Origin of the sequence: Halobacillus shinanisalinarum (assembly GCF_022919835.1) — a bacterium.
Classification (GTDB): Bacteria; Bacillota; Bacilli; order Bacillales; family Halobacillaceae; genus Halobacillus_A; species Halobacillus_A shinanisalinarum.
Genome location: NZ_CP095074.1, coordinates 4,379,771 through 4,394,645, shown reverse-complemented (window position 1 = coordinate 4,394,645; position 14,875 = coordinate 4,379,771). Strand labels below are relative to the sequence as shown.

Below are 14,875 nucleotides of genomic sequence, written 5' to 3'. Positions count from 1 at the left end.
TCTGTACACAGCTGAGGGCTGTGTACATTTTTTTCTAGGCTGTTTTCTAAAAGTTTGTTGCTATTTATATCAATAGTTAGCAGAGGGAAATTTCCGAGACTCCTGCGGTCCGCGGAAAGCGAGTATCTTTCCTCTACGGTCTTCCTATAAAAACAACTAAAAAAGCCTTTTACTATAACCATGGACAGGAAAGTCGAATTGGCTATCCAATAATAATTCTCTCTTTCGGATAGCGATAATTACTTGCTTTTCTATCTTTTTTCAAGGTGAACAAAAAGGTGAGGATCCCAATACGCCCAATAAACATCAACAAGATGAGGATGACTTTACCAAGCGGAGACAGGCCTGCCGTAATACCAAGTGACAGTCCCGTTGTTCCAAATGCCGAACATACCTCAAAAATAATTTCTTTTAGAGAGTAAGGTTCACTAATCGATAACACAAGTACAGCAACAAAACATGTGAGAACCGCCATAATCGTAACAGCAACTGCACGGTTTAAATCCTCGTTATGAACCTCTCTTTTGAAAATCTTAATGGTACTTTCACCCTTTGCAAAGGTAAGTACAAAGATAATAACTAAAGCAAAGGTTGTCGTCCGAATTCCTCCCCCTACACTACTCGGAGAAGCCCCGATAAACATTAATGCAGACATGAATAGTTGGGTATGCTCAGCAAATTGGTTGATATCCATCGTTGCCAAGCCACCGCTTCTTGTGGTAACGGATTGAAAAAGAGCAAAAAATAAAATCTCGTGCCAATCTTTGTCGACAAAAAAGTGGTTGAATTCCAGGATAGCAATCATTAATGCCCCAAACACGACTAAGGCAAAAAACGTAAAAGATGTAAGCTTAGCAAATAAAGAAAATTGTATCCTTTTATTTGTAGGCTTAAAAAGATACTGTTTCACTTCAATAAGAACAGGAAATCCAATAGCTCCCGAAATAATTAACACCATATGGATAAATTGAACAAAATAGTCATTTTTAAAAGGAATTAATGACTGTCCAGTAATATCAAAGCCACCATTTGTTGTAGCACTAATCGAACTGAAAAATCCGTGTAAATACGCTTCTCCAGGATCATAATATTGCAAATAATACGTCCCTAATATTAAAAAACCTACTAATTCAATAATTAACACAACAATGACAATTTGTTTAACCATTCGAACCATACCCTGGAAGGAAGTTTGGTTTTGGTCAGCCATGATGAGCCGTCTTTCTTTCATGCCTATCTTTTTTCCTAAGACAAGCCAAATCATTGTTCCGAGGGTCATAACACCTATGCCGCCGAATTGCAGTACAAAAGCCAAAATAAAAATACCTGTCGTATTAAATGTCTCTACTGTAGACACTGTTGTCAGACCGGTTACACTCACCGCACTAACTGCAGTAAATAAAATATCAATAAAGGCAAGATTAACACCTGGTTTATGTGCGACAGGCAGAGCTATTAAGATTGATGAAATGGTGACTGCAAATAGATAGAACAACGCGATCAATTGAAATGGTGAAAACTTATTAAGCCACCGTAGGCTGCGTTTTCGTACCCACATCATAAGCATGTACTCCTTTTAACAACAAAACTTTTAATTTATGTAATGAGAGAGTTATTCCCTCTGTTTATCCCCACGACGTTTAAATTCTTCAAGCAATTCGTCCCCTTGAAATCCTTCGTCCATAAGAATCTTTAACACTTTTTCTATATGCTCTCTCCGACGATCAACGATGTTCCCCATAAAGATAACATTCATATGGTCCCCAATTATATTGGTATCGATAACTTTCACAAGAAAAGTTGCCGGACGGTTACTGCTTTTAGTGATCTTCACTTGAATCATCAGTTCTTCTTCATTTTCAAAAATCGTTTGAAAATACTCGTCATAAGCACGCTCTACATAGGCTTCAATGACCCAATGCCCCTTATCATCTTCACGGTTAATAATTAACCCGTCGTGTAATTTGATTCTCCGTTGAGTTAGATCTTCCTTTTTTTCCTCTAGGATATCAAGCGACACAAGCTTAAACGTTTTCACAATCCGGCACCTCCAGGTTAGCTTTCTATCTTTATTATTATAGAGCACGAAGCTCAATGGAGTAAAGCCGACATGCAACTTAGTCTATTCATTAAAATAAAAAAACGAGCGACAGATTAAACCTGCACCCGTTTTGAATGAACCGTCTAACCACCAATATAGGACATTTCGATCTTTTTCTTTTGCGATTTCCCTTGTGCTCTTTCTACTGAATATTGGTCATCACGTTTCGTCCATATTTTTATTAAATGCAAAATAATTTCATGGTCACTCATCTGGTTTCTTAGCATGTGTCTAATATCATAGCCTTCACTAGCAAATAAACATGTGTATAGTTTACCGTCTGCTGATAATCTTACCCGTGTACAACTACTGCAAAACGCATCTGTTACAGAAGAAATAATTCCAATTTCAGCATTACTACCTTTATACTTATATCTAGTTGCTACCTCGCCAAAGTAATTGGCATCCAGCGGTTCAAGCGGCATCTCTTGATTTATTTCATCAACAATCTCTTGCTTCGAGACAACCGTCTCCAAGTTCCAGCCATTATGGTTGCCGACATCCATAAACTCAATAAACCTTAATGTGTCCCCAGTATCTTTAAAATACCGGGCCATCGGCAAAATTTGACTTTCATTCATGCCTTTTTTTACGACCATATTTATTTTTATCTCAAGGCCAGCTTTACGGGCCGCTTCAATTCCTTTTAAAACCGGGCTCGTCTTAATTCCTCGTCCATTCGTTTGTTTAAACACTTCATCCTCAATTGCATCTAAACTAATATTTACACGGTCAAGTCCAGCGTCCTTCAATTTCTGAGCCTGTTTAACAAGGAAGACTGCATTCGTAGTAATAGCAATATCTCTTATCCCGTCAATTTGCTTCAGTCGTGAAACAAGTTGATTCATATTCTTTCGCATTAACGGCTCCCCGCCCGTTAAACGAACCTTTTCTGTCCCAAACCTCGCAAAAATTTCTACAAGACGTACGATTTCATCGAAGCTTAACAATTCCTTTGCAGGCATAAACCGGTAATCGTCTCCAAAAATCTCTGCAGGCATACAGTATGTACACCTGAAATTACATTGATCTATTACAGAAATTCGCAGATCTTTCATTGGGCGATCATACTTATCTAAAACATAGTTGACCATTTTAATTCGCTCCCTTGGATAAGTTAATCTACAGATGAAATTCTCGCGCGCCTTCATTATCCTCTAGTAAGATAGCATAAACATCGTCGCCTTGTTTATAGCCTCTGGTCCCTCCGCTTAGTACAGTAAGCACATTCGAGCGAGCTAAAGATGTTACCACAGCAGATTTATCCATTCCTGCTGGATAAACACGAACGTTCCCTTGCTCGTAAGCGATAAATCCTCTTACAAAACGAGTAAATGGATTCGGCTTAGGGAAGTCTGACCCCAGTTTAGCATTAATCACTTTATGATAGGGATTTGTACTGCCTAAATAGCTTTGAATAAATGGATGAGTATAGAGTTCAAATCCAACATAACAAGCAGAAGGGTTACCTGACAAGCCAAATAACAGCTGTTTGTCTAGTGAAGCAACGGTTGTCACACTGCCAGGTCTCATCGCAATTTTATTAAATAAAACTTCAGCACCAAGCTTTTCATAGATATCGGGCATTAAATCATAATCACCGACTGACACCCCACCTGTAGTAATTAAAATATCTACCTCAGATAAGGAGTTTTTCACAGCTCGATAGCATGTATCAAAATCATCCGCTAGCTTCCCTAAATATACCGGCTCTCCTCCACTTCTCTCAATTTGCGCCATGACCATATAGGCGTTTGAGTTTCGAATTTTCCCCGGTTCGAGCGGCTGATCTACATCAAGCAGCTCCGTTCCCGTGGCATACACACCCACACGCGGCTTTCTATATACACGGACGTTTGCATAGCCAAAGGTGGCAAGCAATGCTTGGACACCAGGATTAATCCTTGTACCAGAAAGAACGAGAACCTCACCTTCCTCTGTTTCAGAGCCTTTACCGATGATGTTTTGGCCATTCTCCATTTTCCGTTTTATGGTCATATAGGTTTTATCAGCTCTTTCAATTGTTTGACAGATTTCAAACATAGCTACACATGTCGCACCTTCTGGAATTTCTGCCCCTGTCATAATACGGACAGCTTCCCCGCTTCTTAATGGGCGGCTCGCTCGCTGACCAGCTCCGACCCTTTCTGTAACTAGGAAAGTAACGGGTGCTTCTCTACTAGCCTTCGCCGTATCTGCAGCCGAGATAGCAAACCCATCATAAGGTGATTTAGGAAAAGGAGGAATGGCATGTGTTGCCTGAATATCTTCAGCAAGAATTCGACCATGGCTCTGTTTTAAGCCAATTTCCTCAACTGTTACGGCAGGCTTATGCTGCATGACATGCTGGACCGCACTTTCAACTTGAATTGGAGTTCTATGTAAATTCATTTCATCCATCCTCTATAAAAATTGGTATTTTAATGAACATAACGAAATTAAGTTACAATTTCAAAGTTTATGTCTTGAATAGAGCCTGGTTTCTCATTATGTTAAGAGGGGTATAAATTTATAGGATGAAAAAAGGAGGAAATCAATTTATGAATACTACATACGATTTAATCGTGATTGGTACAGGTGTTGCAGGAGGGACCGTCGCTTCCATAGCCCAAAGAAGAGGGCTTTCAACAGCCATTGTTGATTCAAGACCATACGGAGGCACCTGCCCTCAAAGGGGCTGCGACCCAAAAAGAGTATTGACTGGTGTGACCGAAGCTTTTGAAGATGCTAAGCGTTTAAAGGGCAAAGGGATAACAGGAGAGTTCCAGCTTAACTGGAAAGACTTAAAGTCATTTAAAGATTCATTTACAGAACCCGTAGCTAAATCTGTAGAAGATTCTTTTAAAGAAAAAGGAATCCAAACTTACCACGGTACAGCTTCTTTCATAGATCCCCATACCATCGAAATTGGTGAAGAAAAGATAACTGCTGACAAGTTTGTGATCGCAACAGGTGCGCGCCCCTCCCCGTTACCAATCCAGGGGTTTAACCATCTAATAACGAGCGATGAATTCTTTGAATTAGAGGAGATCCCTGACCGAGTGGTATTCGTTGGAGGCGGCTATATTTCCTTTGAGTTTGCCCATTTATGTGCCCGTTTAGGAAAAGAAGTCGTTATTCTTCATCGCGGAAAACATATACTCGAATCCTTTGATCATGAAATAACGAATAAGCTTATTGAACATACAAAGGACCTTGGTATCGATGTTCATACGAGTACTGAAGTGAAAGAGATAGAGCTGCTGAACAGTGGTCGTTACAGCTTGCGAGTGAAAAAGTTTGACCATGAGCATGAAATAACAGGTGATCTAATCATTCACGGAGCCGGACGCAATGCAAATATAGAAGAACTTAACCTTGATATGGCAGAGGTTGAAGCAACAGAGCATGGAGTAAAAGTCAATCACAACTTTCAATCCGTCTCCCAACCCCATATTTATGCTGCAGGCGATGCAGCTGATTCAGGATTAAGACCACTAACGCCAGTGGCTGGCGAAGAGGCAGATCGATTAATGCAGCATTTAGTGGATAAAAAGGAGCAGCCACTTATCACTTCAGCCATTCCGTCTCTTGTGTTTACCTATCCTATCTTAGGGTCTGTAGGAATTACACAACAGGAAGCTAAAGCGAAGCGAATCCCTTATGAGGTACAGTCTAGAACAGTCCATTCTTTTTTCACATATAAACGAATGAATGATGAAGGCGCCTATGTCAAACTACTAATCAACCCATTTACCGATGAACTCATTGGGGCCCATATCCTCTCTAGTCATGCCGATCATCTGGTAAACCTATTTACTGCTGCTATTGAGAAAAAGATGACTAAATCCGATTTAAGGAATATGCTCTGGGGTTATCCCACCGCAGAAAGTGATATTCCCAGCTTTTTTTGACCACTCCTAATTAAAAACAGACATGAACGCAACTACTAATCTTGAGCTTATAATAGACACGAATTAGAAATCCCCGCTTTCTATCAGCGGGGATTATTATTACATATACATATGTTTATTTTTATTTTCTTCAATTTTATTCTGAATGTGCAAATACTTCCTACGTGTCGCATCACGCCATTCATTAGAAAGTTTTTCAATGCTAATTGTGAAAATAATCATGTTAATTCTCATCAGAATCCTCCTCTTTCTCTCTAAATCGTCTATGCGGTATCCTTCTCTACATTCAACCAAGCCATAAATACAATTCTTCTCATAATTGCCATTTTATACACCCCATTTTTAGAAAAGATTGGTCATACGTGCCTTGCGATCAAGAACTTCTTCCTTGGCTGATGGTCTATAGATCTGGAAATCTGTATAGTTCCGTTTCTTCTGCCTCTTTGTGACACTAATTTTAAAGATCAAAAAGTGTATACTCATTTCTTCACCTCCCTCATTTGAATTTGTTGCAGTTTTTTACATAAAAAAATAGCCACAGGGGTCCTGTGGCTTTAAACAAAGCGTATTAGGAAATCATCCTATAAGAGAATGATCCCCACAAAAAAAGCCACAGGGTTACCATATGCGCAACCTGTAGCATGTATGAACACATTTTTCACATAAAAACTACAATAGTTTGTTGGCGCAGGTCGACCGTATACATTTAGATTGAAGTTGTACTAAAATCGTGTTATTCATTGAAATCGACCTCGCTTTCTGAGAATTTTTCCTTACACTGGAAATTATATAGAAAGTTCTGTTAAAAGTAAAGTACTTTTCTGAAAAATGTTACATTTCATAGTTTGTGATCCTCTATTTTCGTATCTAGTACGTGAAGAAGTTTTACCGCTTCGCTTGGATCCATTTCCTTATAATGGTGCTTTCCTCCAGGCTGTTCGTCTAACGCATCTGCCTCGGCAACGACCTCCTGCAAATCCGTTCTTTTTTCATTCAATTCAAAAGGTAAATAACTATCTGTGTGAAGCAAAACAGCCAAGGAAACTTCCTTTGCAACTAAACGATCTTCCCCTAACCTGATTAATAATTTATGAGCTCTTTCTGCCCCTTTAATCGCATGAATGTCATGTTTTCTATATTCCGCATAATCCCACTTTCCATCCCTATACCATTCATAATGTCCCATATCATGCAGGAGAGCCGACTTCGCTGCAAGATCTGGAGATACATTTTCTTCAACAGCTAGCTTCAGGGCATTTTCGGCCACAGTAACAGCATGGTGAATGCCGGATCGCTGTAAATATTTTTGAGTAATTCGATGATTAAACACTTCTACTAAAGTAACTCTTGCCATCCTATCCGCCTCCAATATTAAAAATTAATATAGCATGACTCTTCTTGCATCTCAAGTATGGAAACACATGAAACGAGGGTTTAGGCAAACAATAAAAGAGGAAACTATTACAGAGAGGAGGCAAAGCGATGAATTTCACTGAAGAAACAGTTCTTATTACAGGAGCAAGCAATGGTATAGGAAGGGGCTTAGCATTATCCTATGCAGACGAAGGGGCAACGGTGGTGATGTGTGATATCGATGAAGAACATGGGAGACAATTGGTTGGAGAAATACGTGAAAAAGGGCAGCAGTGCTACTTTTTCAAATGTGATGTATCTCAAGTCAGTGATATTGAACATTTGTTCCAACAACTTGATGAGAAAGCTTTAGAAATTACTATACTTATAAATAATGCCGGGGCTAGTGAGTTTAAATCATTGTTCGACCTGCAAGTAAAAGAATGGGATCAGCTTATCAACACAAATTTACGCAGTGTATTCCTGTTCTCAAAATATGCCGCCGAAAGATGGAAAGCAAACCATACGCCTGGTCGAATTGTTAATATGGCTTCTACACGAGCCTTTATGTCTGAGCCGAATTCCGAAGGCTATGCAGCTAGTAAAGGTGGAATTACAGCTATTACACATGCGCTAGCCGCCTCGCTTGCCGAAACAAGTATCCGTGTAAACTCAATTAGCCCAGGCTGGATTCAGACAGATCATTATGACCAGCTTAGACAAGTCGATCATAATCAACACTTAGCAAGACGTGTAGGCACACCAGAAGATATAGCTAAAGCCTGCTTCTATTTAACAGATGGAGCCAACGACTTTGTTACAGGTGAAAATATTGTAGTTGATGGTGGAATGACTCGTAAAATGATTTATAAACACTAGCAAAGCAATCAATACCCTTCCCCATTAAATGTTTATAACCACTCAGCAAGGGTACTATTATAACATCACAGAATACAGCCTGGAGGTGAATAAAGTGAGTCGTTTATCCTCATACGATATTTATTTTAATCGTACACTGAATACTAGTCAGATTATGAATCTTTACAAACAAGCTACGAAACATGACTATACTATTTATTTACGCCAAAACAGCTATATCGCAGACGGGGGACATTTGCCGAAATTATTGTCTTTTTTCCTATTGGTTGATATTGATAATCCAGTACTATTGATTATTGATGGCGAAGATGTGAACAAGGCCATTGAAACTGTTCAAGAAGAATGTCAGGAGTCTGTAGATAAGATTAGCTGTCGGACAAACTATACATTTTCTCAAATTAATCATTGTGCATCGATAACCGTTTAAGAGGTTTGATGCAGGAATTTCCATCATATAATCATCGTATATTTCTATAAGATATTCGTGAAAAGAACTTTTTGGTTATACTTAAAACACTTAAAAGGGAGTGGATTGCATGTATGATATCGCTATAATTGGTGCAGGTCCAGCAGGTGCAAGTGCAGCATTATTTGCCGCTAAAGCTGGCAAGAAAGTCGTTATGTTCGATAGTGGAAAAAGCATTACGGCCAAGGCCTGGGTTGAAAACCATTATGGAGTTAATGAAGTAGAAGGACCTCAGCTGCTTAAAACGGGGCAAGACCAGGCAGCTAAATTTGGAGCTGAAATTGTGACAGCAGAGGTTGAGTCCATTAAACAAGAAGCGGAACTTTACACTCTGAATACAGATCAGAATGCTTATAGCGCTGACCATATCATTTTTGCAACAGGCATGTCTGCTAAAGCTGCCGAACAATTCGGCTTAACGATTCTCGAAGGCAGTGAGCCTAGAGTAGCGAAAGTTATTAAAGTTAACGAGCGTGGCCATACAGATAAGCCTAAGATATGGGCAGCAGGAACGGTTGCAGGTGTCAGTGTACATACAATCGTTACTGCAGGTGACGGTGCCAGAGTCGCCATAAATGTAATCAGTGAATTAAATGGTGAACGCTACGTCGATCACGATATACTCAAATAGTTTTATCAATAAAGGTGCCGGTTATCGGCACCTTTTCTATATATCTTTGTATGCTGTCCTAACCTAGTTTTTAGTCCAAACAAAGATATTTGCCTTTAACGTCCGAAAGCGGCATTCTTTCGTTAAAAATTGCGGCTGTTTCAAAAAATGGTTGTTTGCTTTTGATTCTAACCCAAATATCGCAATTAAGATTAGTGACAATAATGTTGTTCATTTTATTGAACGGTCGCGCTCTTCCCCCTTTTTCTTATTTTATTGCAATCCTCTAATTCACAAAAGGGAAGTCATTTCTTTTCGATGCTCACTATAACACAGGGTCCTTACCGTTAATCCTGTCAAGTTCTCCTACCTTCCAATAGTGCTTCAAAATAATCTTCCTCTCATATCCTGTTGCTTATCTATGTCTTAACTATAATTCCTTACGTCGCGTAAATTGCAAGCCCCAAAAACAAATTTTTTCTATGGAATCCTAAATACAAAAAACACACCCGATATCTGTACCTCAGTGTTGAGCGCAGAAGAGTGTGCTAACAAAATTCACCGGAGACTTAGAGATGGATAGTCCTTTGACAGCTTTCAACTATTTGAGGGTATTGAAATTAAGTTTTGATGGCCTGTAATTGTTTCATTAAGGAAAACATATCAGATAGAACGTAATACTCAACGCATTTATCATCTTTAAAGATTAAAATATCCATCCCTCTAAATGAAATCGGAGTCCCCTTTTCAACTTTTGCCCCTTCCATATTCCCATGATATAGAGCATTCATTTCCCAATATCCAGAAACTCTTTGGTCATCTAAAATCGGAGTTAAAATTTTTTTGAATTCAATATTGTAAAAAGCAATCTCTAGTCATTTTAATTATACTTTCAAGTTCAGACGGACCGTGGATATCTCGAGTTGGCCAGTGACCTACAAAGTCATCACTAATTAAAGAGGGAATTTTGGAGTAGTCTTCGTTCCAAATACATATCCAATCATCATAATATTTTTCTGTAACCTCACTCATTTTAAACTCCTTTCATTCAGTACATCCCAAGGCTGAACTAATAACTTCCTCTGATTAACTTCTATTTATTTGCGAATAATCCTTTTTCTATTCCACGATCTAGCTCTTTTGCTTAATAAAAGTTATTTCAAATTACAATCATTTGCACACTAGTGTAACTCAATTATCGTGGTTGTCTTAAAACGTCTGTAAAAGTAAACTAAATCGAACGAAAAGCTTAATAGGTGGCTTTGGAAAGCGGTCAACCACTCGAAAGACATCTTCCGAGTAAATATTTTAAAGAACATCAGATGTTTAACGTTTCCTCAGAAATGGGGAAGCAAACCTTCAACAAACTAAAATGATTAGTCGTAAAATTCAGAATTAGTTTGTTGTTCTGCATTAAAATTGCTATCTAAAGGCTTTCTCACACTATGTCCTTTTTTCACGTATCTCGGACATATCCCAAATAGTCCTTCACTCAGAACATCCAGATCACTTGCAGCATTTACTGTGGTAAGAACTTATTTTAAGGATGGGTTGATAAAATGACAGATGACTTTTTGAAATGGTCAGACATTCCTTATGGAGGAGAAAAACGCGTTCCAGATGATCACGTTGATCCTGAAGCCGATTCATGGCCAATGTATTATTTAGATAGGCGCGGTGACCGATTCTTCGGGCCTGATGGAAATATTCATTTTGACGTACGTCAGCCAGATACAATTGACTGGGATAAACAGCTTAAAATTGTCCAGTATTATTTGGAAAATATAACTAATAGACAAATTCAAATCGCAAAATATTGGGGTACAGGAGCTGCAACGAAACAATGGACCCCCGTTATCGATCGTTTAATTGACACATACGATTTGACACCTACAAGAGCAGCAAGAGTTTTAGCTGCTGTGCATGCCGGTATTAACGATACGTTTGTAGTGACTTGGTACTATAAATATTTGTGGAATGTGGCGCGTCCAATTCAATATGATCCCAAACTAAAGACGGTACTGTGCACGCCAAGATTTCCGACTTATATATCAGGGCATGCTGCAGTATCTGGCTGTGTACAAACTATGTTAAGTTACTTTTTCCCAGGTGAAGCTCATCGGCTAAAAGAAATGGCCGAAGAAAATGCCAACTCCCGTTTATACGGTGGTGTGCATTTTCCAATTGATAATGAGGAGGGCTTGAAACTAGGAAGGCGCATCGGAACCATTATTACGAGAGAGCTAAGCAAGCAGCGTCAGGAAAACAGAAGGTATGTGGACATTCCGTTCCGGGAAAACCGCAACGCTCAATTGCAGCCACCTCCATATACGCAGACCATTCCTTATGATTTTAATGAATCATGCGCTTCCAGAACAAGAGACTCCAAATCAACTTCCCATTACGGAGACCCCCCTCGGCCCAAGCTTTATATCGACTAAGGTATGTGAATATTCATCCGGCGACTACCGAGTGCTAAAGGTGCTAGATTTCGTTTGATACATCTTGATTCCAAGACTTCCATATAAAGGATCGTTTGTTTAAGAGATAAAAGGATCATACATGCTAGTCAGGACTAGCATGTATGATCATCAATTTTTCACGCAAAAAATTATTAAAAACCGCGCAATTTAAATAATAAATTGACAAAACTGTGAGTTTTAATACCTCTACTAATGTCACGATATCCTCAACAAAACCTTTTCTGGTGTAGGAAAATCCAAAAGGACCTTAAAGGAAACACTTGAATAGATATGTCCAAACACTTTTTTGTACTCAGGGAATAGCTATCTAATACCGTTTGAAATTTCAATTTCACTTGTACATAAGAGTAACGCATCATGTTGTCTTGTTATGACGTAGGTTTAAGATTTGAACACTTTTTCTCTGATAAGATTCTTGCAAAAAGCGTGGAAATGCATAAACCCACCCGTATTGTGCTTAAATTTAAAACTCTTTTTACAAGGCTTCTTTCTGTGTCAATACGCCTGAACTTAGCTTTCTTATTTCGCTACATCCAGACCGATGACTAGATTCATTCTTCGATCAATCCCATAAGCTGTTCATTTCGCCGGTGCCTCTATCTCTCTTGTAGTTTCATTCTTTGCTTGTTATAAGAGATCATTCCATCAAGAAACGTCCCAACCAGCCTCATACATGTTTCTACAAGTAGAGAGGAACAGTTTAATGGACGGGATCAATCAAGTCCCACTGGCCCGTTCGTTCTCCTCCGGCTACCCTTATTAAACCAGGCAAAACGGCCAACCAGAAATGATTGGTTGACCTTATAATACGATCTGACCCTATTGTAGAATATCTTTATTGTCATTCAATATTTGCTTCCCTCACTAATAACCTTTTAACCTGTACCAAAGAAAACATACCACTAAAATACGTATGTGATTTCAAAAAAACTCCCCTCCTATTAAGTTCACCAGAGGAGTAATCATCACCGACTATCTTGGACGGCGTTCGTCTATCAGTATAGAAATTTCGAATTCATTCAACATCGAATATCCACTCCTTTATTATTGATACCATAATTATAAAAAGAGTTATGCCTTTTCATAACGGTCATCAGAGTGAATATTTCTACGTCTTTAGACTGAAAAAAGTCTGTGATTCTAAAAAGAGCACAAATGCTATTGATCGTCTCCTTGTCCTCCGCTTCCTCCATTTACCTGATTTCTAGTTATCTCAGCACGAAGGAAACTTTTTTCGTAAGTCTCACCTCTTGAGTCTATCTTTATTTATTTTTATTTGCCTCATCCCCATAGAACTTATTACTATTGAAACCAAGATAATCACGAACCATCCCGAACAAAATTGGTAATGCAAAAAGCGCTACAATCCCCAATAATATCCAACCACCTGTTGACGCAGCCAAACACTCTCCCTCTTTAAAAGAATGAACTTCTTCCTCAAGATGACTATTCTTTGATACATGTCTAGATTTGGTCTTGAAATTCTACGTCCTAATATGATAAACAACTAATAATCAGGCAATTCCGAACGAAAAAACCATACCGAATAACAAAATAAGTGCAGATAAGATCAACGCCACTAATTAATTTCCTCATATTATGATACGTAAAAGTCTGCTTAGGTTTCAAAAGGTTAAGGGCTTTTCATCCGTATCATTGATTCCTTATCCTATACTTAACCATCCATGAAAAAAAGACAGTTATTATTCAAAGAAAACCGCAGCAAAAACAGCAATTATCATCATGAGGCAAAGACCTCCAAACATAAAATAACCGATTAACCTTATCAGGACTGGCATTCGTCCACCTGCCCCACTTGGGTAACCTTCTACCTTTTGCTTGTGTTCCATTGCATTATTAAACGGCTCAGTTCGATCATCGTTATCCCTAGACATAGAACCCCCCTCCCTTTACCAATTTAACATATATCCCCTAATTTATACCTATTCAAAATAACCTAACATTCCTCATTAAGCAGTAAACTTATCTTCGGCACACTAGCAGCAAAAAGACAGCCAAACAGGCTGCCTTATTTCCTTTTTCATTCAATTTCGCTTACCTTCCCGTTCTACTTACTCCTTATTTTATAAAGGATCAAGTATATTCATGAGGTAATCTCATCTCTTGAGTTAATCAAACCAGCCTTTCTTCTTGAACCATATAAACATTCCGAATGCCAAGGCAATCATTACCGCCCAGACAACAAAATAGCCATATTTGGCATTGAGCTCCGGCATGAAAACAAAATTCATTCCGTAAACACCGACGATAAAGGTGAGGGGCATGAATATAACTGAGATAACGGTTAAGATCTGCATTGTGCGGTTGGTTTGATGTGAATTTAATGATAAGTAGCTATCCCTAATATCCTGGGTCATTTCCCGATTAGATGCCACCATTTCTGCGACTTTTAGCAGATGGTCATAAATATCTGTAAAGTACTCTTTTCTTTCATGGACGCCATCTAAATGATGGGTATTTAACATCCGATAGAGCAAATCTCTCATTGGATGAACCGTTTGTCTTAATTGCATTAGTTCGCCCCGACGATCAAATAACTCTTCTAGCAATTGTTCCATTGATAAGCTTTTTGTATTATCTTCTATCTCATTAATATGATCCTCTATTTCGTAAACGATTGGAAAATAATTGTCTACCGCTTTATCCAACAGCTGATAAAGTACATTATATTCATCCATTGTCTGCTGCTGATTTTTATTACGCTGCATCAAGCCCTCTACTGTCTCAACAACTTTAGATGGTTGTTTATGGTAGGTGACAATAAACGCATCACCTAAAAACACATCAATCTCATGCTTGTCTAAATCATTGCTTTCCACCGAATGAATAACAAAAAAGGTATGATCATCATAATAATCTAATTTCGGTCTTTGCAAATCATGCATACAATCCTCAATCGCTAAGGGGTGAAAATGAAAGAATGTGTGCAGAAGTTTTATTTCTTCTTCTGATGGAGATTGGAAATCAACCCAATACCAGTCCAATTCATCTTGCATGATTGTATCAAGTGAGCTCCCAATCTGCCAACCGTCTTTATTTGAATAACCATAAACTTTTAGCATAAAATCA

The 14,875-nt window shown here is 38.6% G+C and carries 17 protein-coding genes; 5 read left to right on the top strand and 12 right to left on the bottom strand.

Features of this window, described 5'->3' with window-relative positions; translation table 11 throughout:
• Positions 1-202 precede the first annotated feature (202 nt).
• From MUO14_RS21750 to MUO14_RS21735, 4 genes are all read right to left on the bottom strand, one after another.
• Entirely contained in the window at positions 203-1,558 is a 1,356-nt protein-coding gene (locus MUO14_RS21750) for a TrkH family potassium uptake protein (RefSeq protein WP_244755720.1), read from the bottom strand.
• A 54-nt stretch (positions 1,559-1,612) separates the two neighbouring features.
• Entirely contained in the window at positions 1,613-2,038 is a 426-nt protein-coding gene (locus MUO14_RS21745; RefSeq protein ID WP_244752596.1) for a YwpF-like family protein, read from the bottom strand.
• A gap of 146 nt (positions 2,039-2,184) precedes the next feature.
• Entirely contained in the window at positions 2,185-3,195 is a 1,011-nt protein-coding gene (gene moaA / locus MUO14_RS21740) for a GTP 3',8-cyclase MoaA (RefSeq protein ID WP_244752595.1), read from the bottom strand.
• A 28-nt stretch (positions 3,196-3,223) separates the two neighbouring features.
• Positions 3,224-4,492, bottom strand: a complete 1,269-nt coding sequence (locus MUO14_RS21735) for a molybdopterin molybdotransferase MoeA (protein ID WP_244752594.1) — start codon at positions 4,490-4,492, stop codon at positions 3,224-3,226.
• A gap of 149 nt (positions 4,493-4,641) precedes the next feature.
• Here MUO14_RS21735 and MUO14_RS21730 point away from each other — a divergent pair, with 149 nt between their 5' ends.
• Positions 4,642-5,994, top strand: coding sequence for a dihydrolipoyl dehydrogenase family protein (locus MUO14_RS21730; protein ID WP_244752593.1), 1,353 nt, complete (start codon positions 4,642-4,644; stop codon positions 5,992-5,994).
• Positions 5,995-6,093: 99 nt separating this feature from the next.
• Here the strand turns inward: MUO14_RS21730 and MUO14_RS24440 are convergent, their stop codons facing one another.
• The 3 genes from MUO14_RS24440 to MUO14_RS21720 all read right to left on the bottom strand — a co-directional run bounded on the left by MUO14_RS24440 (position 6,094) and on the right by MUO14_RS21720 (position 7,348).
• On the bottom strand, positions 6,094-6,228 hold the full coding sequence (locus MUO14_RS24440) for a hypothetical protein (protein WP_255822141.1): 135 nt from the start codon (positions 6,226-6,228) through the stop codon (positions 6,094-6,096).
• 108 nt (positions 6,229-6,336) lie between these two features.
• Positions 6,337-6,477 carry a hypothetical protein gene (locus MUO14_RS21725; RefSeq protein WP_244752592.1) on the bottom strand — a complete coding sequence of 47 codons (141 nt, stop codon included), beginning with the start codon at positions 6,475-6,477 and terminating at the stop codon, positions 6,337-6,339.
• Between the two features lie 355 nt (positions 6,478-6,832).
• Positions 6,833-7,348, bottom strand: a complete 516-nt coding sequence (locus tag MUO14_RS21720) for an HD domain-containing protein (protein ID WP_244752591.1) — start codon at positions 7,346-7,348, stop codon at positions 6,833-6,835.
• A 128-nt stretch (positions 7,349-7,476) separates the two neighbouring features.
• Between MUO14_RS21720 and MUO14_RS21715 the strand changes: the two genes are divergently transcribed.
• From MUO14_RS21715 to MUO14_RS21705, 3 genes are all read left to right on the top strand, one after another.
• Complete coding sequence (locus MUO14_RS21715; RefSeq protein ID WP_244752590.1) at positions 7,477-8,226, top strand: SDR family NAD(P)-dependent oxidoreductase; 750 nt, start codon at positions 7,477-7,479, stop codon at positions 8,224-8,226.
• A gap of 94 nt (positions 8,227-8,320) precedes the next feature.
• Positions 8,321-8,653 (top strand): hypothetical protein, encoded by a 333-nt coding sequence (locus MUO14_RS21710; RefSeq protein WP_244752589.1) that lies wholly within the window; start codon positions 8,321-8,323, stop codon positions 8,651-8,653.
• 109 nt (positions 8,654-8,762) lie between these two features.
• On the top strand, positions 8,763-9,323 hold the full coding sequence (locus tag MUO14_RS21705) for an FAD-dependent oxidoreductase (protein ID WP_244752588.1): 561 nt from the start codon (positions 8,763-8,765) through the stop codon (positions 9,321-9,323).
• Between the two features lie 599 nt (positions 9,324-9,922).
• Here MUO14_RS21705 and MUO14_RS21700 read toward each other — a convergent pair.
• Both MUO14_RS21700 and MUO14_RS21695 read right to left on the bottom strand, forming a co-directional pair.
• The gene (locus MUO14_RS21700; protein WP_396265860.1) at positions 9,923-10,141 is read right to left on the bottom strand and encodes an ester cyclase; all 219 of its coding nucleotides are present in this window, start codon (positions 10,139-10,141) and stop codon (positions 9,923-9,925) included.
• 10 nt (positions 10,142-10,151) lie between these two features.
• On the bottom strand, positions 10,152-10,334 hold the full coding sequence (locus tag MUO14_RS21695; RefSeq protein WP_244752587.1) for a hypothetical protein: 183 nt from the start codon (positions 10,332-10,334) through the stop codon (positions 10,152-10,154).
• Between the two features lie 527 nt (positions 10,335-10,861).
• Here MUO14_RS21695 and MUO14_RS21690 point away from each other — a divergent pair.
• Complete coding sequence (locus tag MUO14_RS21690) at positions 10,862-11,743, top strand: vanadium-dependent haloperoxidase (protein ID WP_244752586.1); 882 nt, start codon at positions 10,862-10,864, stop codon at positions 11,741-11,743.
• A 1,304-nt stretch (positions 11,744-13,047) separates the two neighbouring features.
• On the opposite strand, the gene MUO14_RS21685 is transcribed toward MUO14_RS21690, so the two are convergent.
• The 3 genes from MUO14_RS21685 to corA form a co-directional block, all read right to left on the bottom strand.
• Positions 13,048-13,188, bottom strand: a complete 141-nt coding sequence (locus tag MUO14_RS21685) for a hypothetical protein (protein WP_244752585.1) — start codon at positions 13,186-13,188, stop codon at positions 13,048-13,050.
• A gap of 300 nt (positions 13,189-13,488) precedes the next feature.
• Positions 13,489-13,680, bottom strand: coding sequence for a hypothetical protein (locus MUO14_RS21680; protein ID WP_244752584.1), 192 nt, complete (start codon positions 13,678-13,680; stop codon positions 13,489-13,491).
• Between the two features lie 234 nt (positions 13,681-13,914).
• Positions 13,915-14,868 (bottom strand): magnesium/cobalt transporter CorA, encoded by a 954-nt coding sequence (gene corA / locus MUO14_RS21675; RefSeq protein WP_244752583.1) that lies wholly within the window; start codon positions 14,866-14,868, stop codon positions 13,915-13,917.
• Positions 14,869-14,875 lie beyond the last annotated feature (7 nt).

Coding starts and splice junctions, on each gene's coding strand:
- MUO14_RS21750 (WP_244755720.1), bottom strand. CDS start 1,558: ATGTGGGTACGAAAACGCAGCCTACGGTGGCTTAATAAGTTTTCACCA.
- moaA (WP_244752595.1), bottom strand. CDS start 3,195: ATGGTCAACTATGTTTTAGATAAGTATGATCGCCCAATGAAAGATCTG.
- MUO14_RS21735 (WP_244752594.1), bottom strand. CDS start 4,492: ATGAATTTACATAGAACTCCAATTCAAGTTGAAAGTGCGGTCCAGCAT.
- MUO14_RS21730 (WP_244752593.1), top strand. CDS start 4,642: ATGAATACTACATACGATTTAATCGTGATTGGTACAGGTGTTGCAGGA.
- MUO14_RS24440 (WP_255822141.1), bottom strand. CDS start 6,228: ATGAGAATTAACATGATTATTTTCACAATTAGCATTGAAAAACTTTCT.
- MUO14_RS21725 (WP_244752592.1), bottom strand. CDS start 6,477: ATGAGTATACACTTTTTGATCTTTAAAATTAGTGTCACAAAGAGGCAG.
- MUO14_RS21720 (WP_244752591.1), bottom strand. CDS start 7,348: ATGGCAAGAGTTACTTTAGTAGAAGTGTTTAATCATCGAATTACTCAA.
- MUO14_RS21715 (WP_244752590.1), top strand. CDS start 7,477: ATGAATTTCACTGAAGAAACAGTTCTTATTACAGGAGCAAGCAATGGT.
- MUO14_RS21705 (WP_244752588.1), top strand. CDS start 8,763: ATGTATGATATCGCTATAATTGGTGCAGGTCCAGCAGGTGCAAGTGCA.
- MUO14_RS21695 (WP_244752587.1), bottom strand. CDS start 10,334: ATGAGTGAGGTTACAGAAAAATATTATGATGATTGGATATGTATTTGG.
- MUO14_RS21690 (WP_244752586.1), top strand. CDS start 10,862: ATGACAGATGACTTTTTGAAATGGTCAGACATTCCTTATGGAGGAGAA.
- MUO14_RS21680 (WP_244752584.1), bottom strand. CDS start 13,680: ATGTCTAGGGATAACGATGATCGAACTGAGCCGTTTAATAATGCAATG.
- corA (WP_244752583.1), bottom strand. CDS start 14,868: ATGCTAAAAGTTTATGGTTATTCAAATAAAGACGGTTGGCAGATTGGG.